At 55.8% G+C, this 12251-nt stretch carries 13 protein-coding genes and 1 tRNA gene; 3 read left to right on the top strand and 11 right to left on the bottom strand.

Annotation, left to right across the window (positions count from 1 at the left end):
• Positions 1-85 precede the first annotated feature (85 nt).
• The 3 genes from SCARR_RS11715 to SCARR_RS11725 all read left to right on the top strand — a co-directional run bounded on the left by SCARR_RS11715 (position 86) and on the right by SCARR_RS11725 (position 4324).
• Entirely contained in the window at positions 86-1657 is a 1572-nt protein-coding gene (locus SCARR_RS11715; protein WP_136061760.1) for an ATP-binding protein, read from the top strand.
• Between the two features lie 124 nt (positions 1658-1781).
• Positions 1782-3833: an NAD-dependent DNA ligase LigA gene (ligA, locus tag SCARR_RS11720; protein ID WP_136061761.1), complete on the top strand. Its 2052-nt coding sequence runs from the start codon at positions 1782-1784 to the stop codon at positions 3831-3833.
• 44 nt (positions 3834-3877) lie between these two features.
• The gene (locus SCARR_RS11725; protein WP_136061762.1) at positions 3878-4324 is read left to right on the top strand and encodes a YhcH/YjgK/YiaL family protein; all 447 of its coding nucleotides are present in this window, start codon (positions 3878-3880) and stop codon (positions 4322-4324) included.
• A 111-nt stretch (positions 4325-4435) separates the two neighbouring features.
• Here SCARR_RS11725 and bamA read toward each other — a convergent pair whose 3' ends face one another.
• The 11 genes from bamA to SCARR_RS11780 all read right to left on the bottom strand — a co-directional run bounded on the left by bamA (position 4436) and on the right by SCARR_RS11780 (position 12251).
• Positions 4436-6745, bottom strand: a complete 2310-nt coding sequence (gene bamA, locus SCARR_RS11730) for an outer membrane protein assembly factor BamA (RefSeq protein WP_136061763.1) — start codon at positions 6743-6745, stop codon at positions 4436-4438.
• 26 nt (positions 6746-6771) lie between these two features.
• On the bottom strand, positions 6772-8157 hold the full coding sequence (dnaB, locus tag SCARR_RS11735) for a replicative DNA helicase (protein ID WP_136061764.1): 1386 nt from the start codon (positions 8155-8157) through the stop codon (positions 6772-6774).
• Positions 8154-8606, bottom strand: a complete 453-nt coding sequence (gene rplI, locus SCARR_RS11740) for a 50S ribosomal protein L9 (RefSeq protein WP_136061765.1) — start codon at positions 8604-8606, stop codon at positions 8154-8156. The genes dnaB and rplI overlap by 4 nt, the downstream gene beginning before the upstream one ends.
• An 18-nt stretch (positions 8607-8624) precedes the next feature.
• On the bottom strand, positions 8625-8846 hold the full coding sequence (gene rpsR, locus SCARR_RS11745) for a 30S ribosomal protein S18 (protein WP_136061766.1): 222 nt from the start codon (positions 8844-8846) through the stop codon (positions 8625-8627).
• 15 nt (positions 8847-8861) lie between these two features.
• The gene (locus tag SCARR_RS11750) at positions 8862-9296 is read right to left on the bottom strand and encodes a single-stranded DNA-binding protein (protein WP_136061767.1); all 435 of its coding nucleotides are present in this window, start codon (positions 9294-9296) and stop codon (positions 8862-8864) included.
• A gap of 1 nt (position 9297) precedes the next feature.
• Positions 9298-9612 (bottom strand): 30S ribosomal protein S6, encoded by a 315-nt coding sequence (rpsF, locus tag SCARR_RS11755; protein ID WP_168433255.1) that lies wholly within the window; start codon positions 9610-9612, stop codon positions 9298-9300.
• A gap of 16 nt (positions 9613-9628) precedes the next feature.
• Entirely contained in the window at positions 9629-10204 is a 576-nt protein-coding gene (gene pth / locus SCARR_RS11760; protein WP_168433256.1) for an aminoacyl-tRNA hydrolase, read from the bottom strand.
• A 30-nt stretch (positions 10205-10234) separates the two neighbouring features.
• Positions 10235-10861: a 50S ribosomal protein L25 gene (locus SCARR_RS11765; protein ID WP_168433257.1), complete on the bottom strand. Its 627-nt coding sequence runs from the start codon at positions 10859-10861 to the stop codon at positions 10235-10237.
• 10 nt (positions 10862-10871) lie between these two features.
• Positions 10872-11804, bottom strand: a complete 933-nt coding sequence (locus SCARR_RS11770) for a ribose-phosphate diphosphokinase (RefSeq protein WP_136062168.1) — start codon at positions 11802-11804, stop codon at positions 10872-10874.
• Between the two features lie 18 nt (positions 11805-11822).
• Positions 11823-11896 (bottom strand) — tRNA-Gln (locus SCARR_RS11775).
• A 157-nt stretch (positions 11897-12053) separates the two neighbouring features.
• Positions 12054-12251, bottom strand: a complete 198-nt coding sequence (locus SCARR_RS11780) for a hypothetical protein (RefSeq protein WP_136061771.1) — start codon at positions 12249-12251, stop codon at positions 12054-12056.

Raw genomic sequence — 12251 nt, forward strand, 5'->3', positions numbered from 1 at the left:
GAATGTTTTTGTGGCAAAATAATTTTACTCGGATTGGGAATCCAACATCCCTTCTCACGCTTTACACATCACGACTCACGCGATCATGAAACTCTCTTTCAAATTTAAGATTGCCACCATTTCGTTTGCCATTTCCGGTACGTTGCTGACCGTTTTCGGCATGGTGTTTTTTGCCTTCATCTACCAGTCCGGCATCGACCGGATGGACCGCGAGATTCGCTCGCTGGTCGAAGCGCAATTGCGAGTAGGACATCCGCCTGAGCATTGGCAGAACTTCGACAAGTCGCTTAAATTCATCTATGGTGAAGGGCATATCTCGCGCATCGCCCTATTGGTTAGCGACTCGCGCGACCGCACCCTGTTTCAATCTGAAAACGCACCGGCGGTACTGGCCGCACTGCCCCGCCCCGCGCTCCCCTCTCCACCGGAACAGGACCGGCCGGGAACCAAGGATCATTTAGAACACTTGGACAAAAACAAGGATGGCCGGATTTCGCACGATGAGTTCGATGGCCCAGCACACGTCTTCTATGAAGCCGATGCCGACGACGATGGATTCATCGCAACGGAAGAAATCGCGGAACTCGATGCCCCCCCGTTCCGCAGACCGCCGATGGATGACCAACCTCCTCTTTCAGACGTCGCCGCCTTTCAAACGCAGGAAACCCCCTCTGGAAGCTGGCGGATTGGCATTTTCAGAGACCCCGAGTTGACCGTTATCGTGGCGATGGACATGAACGCGTTTTATGCCGACATCAACCGCTTTCGGGTCGCGTTCATGGTTGCCGTGCCGCTTGGCTTGCTGCTGCTAGGCATCACCGGTTGGTTCCTCGCCGCGGGTGCCATGAGGCCGGTGGCCATCATTGCCGACACCGCCGAAGGCATCACCGCCAAAGGGCTGGACAAACGCATTCCGATGGTTGGAAACGATGAGGAGCTGGAACGCTTGGTCCGTGTTTCCAACGGCATGCTCGACCGCCTTGAAACAAGCTACCACCAGGCCGTCCGTTTCAGTGCCGACGCCGCCCACGAACTGCAAACCCCGCTCACCATCCTCCAGGGCGAACTCGACAACGCCATCCAATCCTCGGAAGACGGCTCCACCGAACAGCAACGCTACAGCATGCTGCTCGAAGAGCTGCGCAACCTTAAAAGCGTTGTACAGAAACTGCTCCTGCTCGCCCACGCCGATGAAGGCCGGTTGAACATTAACACCGTGCCGGTCGATCTGAGCGAACTGATCCACAACGCCACGGAAGACATCGAGATCATGGCACCGAAGCTGAAAATCGATACGCACATCGGAGAGCGCATCGAAATTTTGGCCGACCCCGCCCTACTCAACCAGACCATCCGCAACATGGCGTCGAACGCCGCCAAATATGCGGATGAAAACGGGCACGCGGTCTTTACGCTGGAACAGGACAAACAGGCCGTCCGCTTTACGCTGGCCAACACCGCGCCGCCGATCCCCGACGAAGACCAGCCGCTGCTGTTCGACCGCTTTCACCGCGTTGAAAAATCGCGCACCACCGCCGGTTCCGGCCTTGGCCTCAGCCTCGCCCGCGAGATTGCCCGCGCCCACGGCGGCGACCTCGTACTCGATCCCTACAAAGACGGCATGGTTTCCTTTACGCTGACTCTGCCTATAACATAGACAAGGCATCCTGCCTCGTTGCACAAGCAAAGATCTCCCGATCTGCCATATGCGGCAAGATGCCTCATCGACATTCTTCGGCTCTGGATTGACCCGGTTTACCTAACAAGGTAAATTTTTCCGTATGACTGACAAAGCGAATGCGAAGCAACGGATAGAGAAACTGCGGGCAGAGATCGAGCGGCACAACCGGCTCTACTACATCGACGCCGCGCCCGAGATCGCCGACCGCGAATACGACACGCTCCTTCAAGCCTTAGAGGAACTCGAACAACAGTTCCCGGAGTTCGCTAGCGCAACCTCCCCCACCCAGCGCGTGGGCGGCGCCCCGCTCGACAGTTTTGACAACGTTCCGCATGCCATGCCGATGATGAGCCTGTCGAACACCTACTCGAAAGAGGAGCTCGTTGAATTCGACCGGCGCATCCGCAAGCTAATCCCGGAGGAAACGTTCGACTATATCCTGGAGCCCAAGATCGACGGCGTGGCGATTTCGCTGCGCTACGAAAACGGCGAGCTGGTGCGCGCCGTAACGCGCGGCGACGGCGCCACCGGAGACGACGTGACGTCCAACGTCCGGACGATCAACTCCATTCCGCTGCGCCTTTCCGACCTAATGCCGCCGGCCGTGCTGGAAGTCCGCGGCGAGATCTACATGGACACCGCCGGCTTCGCCAAACTCAACGAGCAGCGGCAGGAAGCCGGACATGAGCCGTTTGCCAATCCGCGCAACGCCTGTGCCGGATCGCTCAAGCTGCTCGACCCGCGCGAAGTGGACAAGCGCCCGCTCGACGCCATCTTCTATGCCACCGGCCAACTGGACGGAATTGCATTCGACTCCCACGAACAGATGCTTCAGACCCTGAAAGGCTACGGATTGCGGATTACACCCAACTATTGGCTCAGCAAGGAAATTGAAGAAGTCCTGCAACGGCTGGATGAACTCGAAGCCATGCGCCATGAATTCCCATTTGAAATGGATGGCGGCGTGATCAAGGTGAACGAACGGCGGCTCTACGAAGAGCTAGGCTACACCGCAAAAAGCCCGCGCTGGGCGGTGGCCTACAAGTATGAACCGGAACAAGCCGAAACCACACTGCACGCCATCACGATCCAAGTGGGCCGCACGGGCGTGCTGACCCCCGTCGCCGAGCTGGAACCCGTGCAACTGGCCGGCACCGTCGTCAAGCGCGCCACGCTCCACAACGAAGATGAAATTCGGCGCAAGGACATCAAGGTCGGCGACCGCGTCATCATCGAAAAGGCCGGAGAAATCATTCCCGCGGTCGTTCGGGTCGTCACCGAAAAGCGCACGGGCGCGGAGCTGGATTTCAACATGCCAACCGCCTGCCCGGTCTGCGGCAGCGAAACAGAAAAGCGCGAGGGCGAGGTTGCCCTGCGCTGCACCAACCTGCAGTGCCCGGCACAGGTAAAAAGCTGGCTCACCCACTTTGCCTCGCGCGGCGCGATGGATATCAACGGCCTCGGAGAGTCGCTTGTTGAGCAGCTCGTGGATGGCGGCCTAGTCAAAAACCCGGCCGAGCTGTATGCGTTGCAAAAGATTGAAGTGCTCGGCCTAGAGCGCATGGGCGAGAAGTCGGCCGACAATCTCATCAAAGGGCTGGAAGAGAGCAAATCGCGGCCCTTCGAAAAGATTCTGTTCGGCCTCGGCATCCGGCACGTCGGCAAAGGAGCGGCCACGATTCTGGCCAACGAGTTTAAAAACATCGATGCACTGATGGAGGCCGACGTCCAAGCACTGGAAACCATCCACGACATTGGGCCCATTGTTGGAAAGTCGGTCGTGGAATATTTTCAATCGTTGGAAGCCCGCGCCGTGATCGACCAGCTCCGTGTCGCCGGCGTTACCTTTGAACAGAGCGACAGCGTGGGCAGCAATGAACTCGAAGGCTTGACCTTTGTGCTGACTGGCTCACTCGAAACCATGACGCGCGACGAGGGCGGCGACAAGATTCGCGCACGTGGAGGCAAGGTGAGTGGCAGTATCTCGAAAAACACCAGTTATCTGGTAGCCGGAGCAAGCGCGGGGTCAAAGCTGGCAAAAGCTGAAAAACTGGGCGTAACGATTCTTAATGAAGAACAGTTTATTGCCCTGCTTGGCTCGGACGAAAAGCTGAAGGACCAAAAGGCCGGACAAATGGGCTTTGGATTTTAGAACCGAAGGGGCCGGGAGCCTCGTCACCATTGAAGGAGAGAGCAATGATACTGGATACACTATCGAATGCGGCGAAGTATGCAGGGCTGAAAGTGGGCATCTCGGAAGCGTTCGGATTTCTTGACCAGCCCGGGCTCGCTGACCTGGAAGACGGTAAATATGAGATTCTAGGCGACCGCGTGTTTGCCCTCGTCCAGCGACGCTCAGGACGCAAGATTGAGGGTGCCCTGCTTGAGGGCCATCGGAGATACATCGACATTCAATATGTCATCAGCGGCGAGGAGTCGATGGGCTGGTCTCCGCGCGAAGGCTTGGCCAGCTCGGTTGAATACAACCAAGAGAAAGATCTGGAGTTTTTTGAGGGCGAGCCGGAAAGCATCGTGCGCGTGCCGCCGACCGGCTTTGCGGTTTTCCTGCCATCCGATGCCCATCTCCCGCTGATTGGAAGCGGCCCCATCCATAAGGTGGTGGTGAAGGTGGCTGTGGGCTGAAACCTGAAACTTGAAACCTGAAACCTGAAACCTGAAACTTGAAACTTGAAAGTTGAAATGTGAAAGCGAGACTGCTTTAGGTTTCAAGCTTCACTTTTCACGTTTCCTCTACTAAAAGCTGTGCCCAATGAGGAAGTTGAAGCGACCCTTGCCGTCTTGCTCATCGTCGTAGGTCATCGGCCAGGCATAGTCGAGATGCAGCGGGAAGCCGGGCAGGTCGAACCGCAGACCGATGCCCCAATTGTCATAGTAGTTGGATGGATCGAAATCCCACGAATCAGCGTTCACCACACCCCAGTCATAAAAGGTGGCTCCACGAATCTTGTTCCAGATTGGATAGGTCAGCTCCAAGGTTCCGTAGAGCGAACTGTTGCCGCCGACAGGCTCGCCGTCATCCGGATCTTTGGGGCCGACGTCGCGGTATTCAAAACCACGCAGCGTGTATGAACCGCCCAAAAACAACCGGTCGAAAATCGGAACGCCGTCCCCATAGCTGGTGGATCCGTTGCTGTCGCCGTAGGCCTCTACCGACTCTATTTGGCCCCGTAGATTCAAAACCATGCCTCCGATCAGCGGCCAGTACTGGGTGGACTTGATGCGTCCGCCGAAGATATCGGTTTCACCGCCAAGCGATCCGCCGGAATAATACGGGGTCACCAAGGTTTTGTTGCCACGCGTAGGATTGAAGAACTTGTCGCGGGTGTCGCGGGTCCAGGTAAAGTCGAGACTGCTCTTAATGCGGGTGCCCTCTTCCTCCTTCAAAGCATCCGATGCGTTGGAGTCAACATCGTAGACGTTAATGTTCTCCAAGGCGTAGGACACCGTGCCGCGCGTAAAGCGGGAAAGCGGTTTGCCCAGCGAGATCCGGCCGCCATCGTTTTTCTGGTCGTAGTCGTCGCTGAAATACTCCGCTTCACGATGGAACAGATCGATTCCGAACGAAAGCTTGCGGTTGAGGAACCAAGGTTCAACAAAAGAGACATCAAGGTCGTTGCGCTCGGTGCCCAGCTGGGCGCGGATCTTGAACTTTTGACCGGCGCCGATCGGGGGCCAGGTTTTGTAGTCGAAGTTGCCTTGCGAGAGTTCAACATAGCCCACCAGCGAATCGACGCTGGAAAAACCGACCCCGGCCGAAAACTGGCCGGTTGGCTTTTCCTTCACTTGGAAGTTCAGGTCGTATTTGTCGCTTTCCTCGAGCTCTGCTTCGGAGGCGGTGACGAATTCAAAATAATTGAGGTTGCGCAGAATGTTTTCGGAGGTCATGACGCGGCTGCGGTTGTACTGATTGCCCGGATAGATGACGATTTCGCGCCGGATCACCTTGTCCTGGGTACGCTCGTTGCCCAGAATGTTAATCTTGTTGATGTAGCCGATCGAGCCCTCTGTAATTTCATAGCGGACATCAACGGTTCCAGTTTCCGCATTGGCATCGAGCACCTGACTCACCCGGGTGCGGATATAGCCGCGGTTTCCGTAATAGGCACGAATGCTTTCGCTGGCTTGCGACAGGGAAGCATAGGCAGCCACGTCGCCGGGACGCAACCGCACTCCGTAGCGGAGCTCTTGCTCCGAAAACTCCTCCATGCCCGTGATGGCGACCTTCCCAATGCTGTAGCGACGGCCTTCGTCGATTTTAATGACCAGCCGCGACTTCTTCGGTTTGGCGGAGTCCAGCACGGGTTCATAAACCACTACATCCAAAAAGCCTGCGTTCATATAGAGCGACTTAATGGCGAAAACATCCATATCGGTGTCTTCCGGCTTATACTTGCCCGCTCCGGTTATGAACGACAGAAACCACCTCTGCTTCTGCGCCATCACCTTGCGAAGCTTCTTGTCCTCCACAAACTCGTTGCCTTCAAAAACGATCTTTTTGATGCCGAGCTTTCCGCCTTCTTTGACACGCAGGGTCAAATCAACCACTCCCAGCTCGTCATCGGCGGATGAACTCCATGTAATCTTGGCATCAGGATACCAAAAGTCGCGATAGGCTTCCTTCAGCTTTTCCGTAGCCTGCGCAAAGGTGGCATCGTCGGCAAACTGGCCGATTTCGAGTTCCGATTTCTTCAGCACCTTGCGTTTGCGCATTTTATCCGCACCGGCAATCCGAATGCTTCGAATCCGGTGCTTGGCTTGCACCGTGTACACCAAGATAACGCCGCCGCCCTCTACGTCCATGCGAGCGTTGACATAGGAGTAGCGGCCGGACTCCCGCATTCGGTTGACGTCCACCGCAATGGACGCGAGAATGGTTTCACGATCCGCAACTTCCTCGCCGATCTTGAATGAGGTAAAAGCGGCGACCGAACTGAGGTCGTACGACTCGCCGGCCTGGTTGACGATCCGAATATTCGTAACGGTTTCCGCCTGCACGGAAAATAGGGCCAAACAAGCGAATAAAAGGGTCAGTGCTTTTTTCATAGAGATCCAAAGGAAGAGCCGGACGCTTAGGCGCCTGGACTGTATTCATCGTCTTCGCGTTCTGTGCGGTCTTCGAAACGGGTGTATTCCCGTATAAAATTCATCTTGATTTCGCCGGTCGATCCGTGGCGGAACTTGGCGATGTCTACCACCGCCAAGTTGTCGGTATTGCGATCGTCCCCTTGCTTATAGTAGCTCGGTCGGTAGAGCAGCATCACGACGTCGGCGTCCTGCTCGATGGCACCGGAGTCGCGCAGGTCGGAAAGCTTCGGGATATTATCGCCCCGCCCTTCAGTGGCGCGGCTGAGCTGACTGAGCACCATAACCGGAACATCCAGCTCCTTGGCCATGGCTTTAACCGCGCCGGAAATGGCCATCGTTTCACGCTGCCGGCCATCTTTTGCAAACTTCGAAAAGTTCATGAGCTGCAGATAGTCGATCACGATCAAACCAACGCCGTAGCGGGTCTTCAGGCGCCGGGCGCGTGAACGCAGCTCTACCGCTTCGAGGCCCGGCGTATCGTCGATAAAGATCTCCGCCTTGGAGAGGCGGTCCACCGCCGCCGTAATCTGGGCGTGCTCGCTGGAGGTCATCTTCCTGCCTCGCAGCTTGTGGGCCGAAATCTTGGCATGGCTGAAGAGCATGCGGTTTACCAGCTGCTCGCGAGACATTTCCAAACTAAACACCGCCACAGGAACGGCCGGACCATGTACACCGAGCGCCGCGTTTTCGGCAATGTTCAGCGCCAGTGAGGTCTTGCCCATCGCGGGACGGGCGGCCAGCACGATCATGTCGGTCTTGGCCAGCCCGCCGAGCACCGAATTCATGCCCATATAGCCGGTGGTGACCCCCTTCATGACATCGTTGGGATCCCGGTTTTCGATTTCGATGAAGGCCTCTTTAACCGAAGCCTTCCAATCGGGAATCTTTTCGGCGCCGTGGCTGCCGAGCTCAAACAGCGAGGACTCGGCCTGGCTTACCAGCAGCGAGGCTTCGTCTTCGCACTTGTAAGCCGCATCAATGGTCTCCGAGGACTTTTCGATGAGCTCCCGATACAGCTTTTTATCCAGAACGATATCGCAGTAGAACTCGACATGCGCGGGCACGAGCGTGCTGTCCTGAAGCTTAACAAGATAATCGTAGCCACCGGCTTTATCAAGGGCGTTGTGGTCCTTGAGCCATTCGGCAATGGTGATGGCGTCCATGGGCACATTGGCCTGGCTCATGTCCACCATTTGCTCGAAAAGCGCTTGGTGGCGACGGTCATAAAACGCACCGCTTCCCAAGCGCTTAGCTAAGCATTTATCAATGGAGCCGACAGGATCCAACAGGATGGAACCCAAAACCCCGCACTCGGCCTCTTCGCTGTGCGGGGGGATTCGGAGTCCCGCCCCTGGACCCTCGGGGATCATTTCTCTTCTACGATCCAGACCTTGAGCGTGCCAACGACTTCCGGATGGAGCTTGATGGCAACATCAAACACACCGAGTTCGTGCAACGGAGCCGCAAGACTGATTTTTGAGCGGTCGATCTCGAGCCCTTGTTCCTTCAATTTTTCCAAGATCTGCGGCACGGTAACGGAACCAAACATTTTTCCGTTTTCACCGACTTTGGCGGAAATAGTGCATTCCAAGCCTTCGATCTTCTTGGCCAGCTCTTCCGCTGCGGATTGTTCCTTTTTCAGCACGGCGAGGCGCTCGAGGCGCTTCTTCTCGATCTGGCGCTTCTTCCCTTCGGTCACTTCCGAAGCAACGCCTTTCGGGAAAAGGAAGTTGCGGGCATAGCCGTCTGCAACCTTCACCACATCACCTTCGATACCGAGGCCTTCGACCTGGTCCATCAACAAGACTTCAATAGCCATAATTCGTTCCTTTCAAATCTATCGGACAAGACCCATAACCCGCGCACGGCGGATGGCCTTCTTGATATGGCGCTGCTGCTGGGCATTCGCGCCCGTAATGCGGCCGGGCAGAATTTTGCCGCGATCCGTCATAAACTTCTTAAGCAGTTCCGCATCCTTGTAATCGACCGACGTCACTCCACGAAGAAGCTCCGGATCGCGCTTGTAATCATCTTTATTTCTACTATTTCCACGACGCATAGTTATATCCTTTCTCTAAAACGGCACATCATCGTCATCTTCCACACTCGCTGCCGGCGGTGAAGCCGGCTCCTGCGGAACCGATGAAACCGGTGCCTCTGAAGACTCCGCTCCCTTTGCCGGGCTGCCCAAAAACTGGACGCGATCGGCGCGGACACGAAGTTTACTCCGCTTTTCCCCCTGCTGGCCTTCCCATTGGTCAAGCTGCAGGCGGCCTTCAACAAAAACCGGTGATCCTTTATGGAGGTATTCGGCCGATGTTTCAGCCTGCCGCCCCCACACTACAACATCCACAAAGCAAGTGCGTTCAACCGTTTCACCTGCTTGATTCTTATAATTATCACTGACCGCCATTCCCAAATCAGCAACGGCAGTTCCTGAAGGCGTGTACCGGATTTCCGGATTGCGCGTCAGGTTGCCCATTAATAGAACCCGGTTGTAGCTGGCCATTTTAAGCCTCCTGGACGGCTTCCGCAACTCCGCTAGCTTCTACAAACTGGTGGCGGAACACATTGGTCGACAGCTTAAGGCGAGCCTTGAGCGCGTCCATCTTATCGCCGTCAAGCTTGAACATCATGACCACATAATGTCCGGCCTTCTGCTTCTTGAGCGGACGGGCAAAGTTTTTCTTGCCCATGCGGGTGTTGCTCTCCATCGAGCCGCCCAGCTTTTCAAGTTCTTCCTTCACACGGACAACCGCCTGATCGAGACCTTCCTCGTCCAGCGTTTCCGGAAAGATGAACAATCCTTCGTACAACGTATTCAATATCTTTCTCCTTAACTTATCCTGTCTTCGACTGATTAAACGTATTCATCGTTCGCTCAGTTCCGATGGAAAAGATGCTTTCTACCGCATCGGCGGCACGTTCGACAACCTTTTCCAGCCTCAAACTCTCTTCATCGGCAAAGCTACCCAGCACGAACCCGATCATGTCCGCGCCCTCCGGCTTCGGTCCAATCCCCACCCGCACCCGAGGGAACGCTTTGGTCTGGAGCCACTCCAGCACCGACTTCATGCCGTTATGGCTGCCGCCGGTCCCTTTTCCGCGAACCCGGATTGCTCCGAGTTCTAATTCAACATCGTCGTAAACCACCACGGTTTCGCCCGCTTCGACGCGCCATTTTTTCATGGCGCCCCAGACGGCCTGCCCGCTTCGGTTCATGTAGGTCATCGGCTCAAGCAGCCGCACCTCGTGCTCCCCGATCCGGCACTTGGCCTGCCGGGCGGGAAACCAAAACATTTTTTTGAATACGGCGCCCTGCCGACGGGCAATCTCCTCTACCACAAGAAATCCAACGTTGTGGCGGGTGCGCTCGTATTCTTTTCCGGGATTCCCCAGTCCAACGACCAGCTTCAAAATCATTCTCCCGGAAAGGGAAAGCAAAGATTACTCTTCGACATTCTTCTCGGTGATCACTTCCGGCTCGTCAGTAGCCTCTTCGGCTTCTTCCTCTTCAGCCGTCGGTTCGGATACAGAAGCGATAATCGCATCTTCATCAACCAGCAACTTGAACTTGGAGTCCAGGTTGAGGTCGGCAACACTCAGGGAATCTCCGATTTCAAGAGCGGAAACATCGACTTCAAAAGCTTCAACCATTTCACCCGGCAGACATTCCACGCCGATGGAGTGCATCACGTGGTCAATCGAACCACCCGCCTTAACGCCGGCCGCTTCGCCAACGAGCTCAACCGGAATATCAACGGCGATCACTTTATTGGCCGCAACGCGCAGCAGGTCGATATGCAACAGGTCGCTGGTCACCGGATGGCGCTGAACTTCCTTGATCAATACATTCATATCGCCTTCGCCTTCCAGCGCGATCTCGATAATGAGACTTTCGCTGGCATGGTGATGAAGGATCTGTCCAAAATCGTGTGCGTTAAGCTCGATTGAAACGGGCTCCTTTTCGTCGCCGTAGATCACGGCGGGAAGCGATCCGGCACTGCGCATGCGGCGCGCGTTGCTCGAGCCTTCCGAGGTTCTCTTCTTTGCAATCAGTTTTGCGTCTTCCATTGGTTCTCTCCTATTTGTCAACTCGGAACAGCGAGCTGACGGATTGGTCGTTGTGGATGCGGCATATGGCTTCCGCCAAAATGCCAGCCACAGACAGTACAGTAACATTAAAATCGTCCCACTCGCGCTGCGGCACCGTATCGGTGGTCACCAGTTCGTCGATGGAAGAATTGATCAACCGGTCAATGCCCTTCTGGGTCAGCAGGGAATGGCTGACTGCGGCGCGGATCGACTTGGCGCCGGCTTTTTCCAGCAACTTAGCGGCGGCCGTCAACGTGCCGGCGGTGGAGGTCATATCGTCAACCAGCAAGGTGTTGCGCCCTTTCACGTCGCCCACCAAATGGTTGGCTTCAACGTCTTCGGCGCTTTTGCGCTGCTTTCCAACCAGTGCAATGCCCGCGCCCAACAGCTTGGAGTAGGCATCGGCCATTTTCAAACCGCCCGCATCCGGGGAAACCACGACTAAATCATCAAGATTATACGAACGCAGGTATTTCACAATCACGGGCGAGGCATAGAGATGGTCAACCGGAACATCGAAAAAGCCCTGAATCTGCTGGGCATGCAGATCGCAGCAGAGTACGCGGTCGGCGCCGGCGGCTTCGAGCAGCGTGGCCACGAGCTTGGCGGTAATCGGGACGCGCGGTTGGTCTTTGCGGTCCTGGCGCGCATAGCCGTAGTAAGGAAGAACCGCCGTAATGCGATCCGCCGATGCACGCTTGGCCGCATCGATCATAATGAGCAGCTCCATCAGGTAGTTGTTCGGCTCGATCGAAACCGACTGCACAATAAAGAGGTCGTCCCCGCGGACGTTGTCCACGATCTTGACGAAAATCTCTCCGTCGGGGAATCGCGTGATGTCAACTTCGCACAATTCCACCCCGGCGGCCGCTGCAATGCGCTCCGCTAAAGCCCGATGTCCTGTTCCTGATATAATTTTCATCATGTCTACTTATTAGTATGGTTGCCCGACCAGGGTTCGAACCTGGACCCTATGAGTCAAAGTCACATGTGCTTCCATTACACTATCGGGCAACAACAAATCATGAAAAGCGACAGCAGCACCTGCGCTAAACCTATCTCAATTTCAAAAGAGCGGAAGACCATATGAAGCAGCCGGTTATAAGTCAAGCAGGCAAATGGAAGTTTAATCCGGGGTTTAAGAGGAGCAGGCTGCAATCCCCCAGCCCGCTCACCCCGCACCCCAGCATCGCAGTGAATAATGCCCTGCCAGCAGGGCAAATGCGACACCGATCTCGATCAGCGCAATCCGCTGGATATTCAAACCCGCCGCCATTTTTTTCCACTTTTCCTGCAGCAGCAACCCGCACGAACCATCCACCAAGAAGACAATTCCGACCCAAAACAAGATGGAAATCAAAAGATTCAT

It is taken from the genome of Pontiella sulfatireligans, assembly GCF_900890705.1.
Lineage (GTDB): Bacteria > Verrucomicrobiota > Kiritimatiellia > Kiritimatiellales > Pontiellaceae > Pontiella > Pontiella sulfatireligans.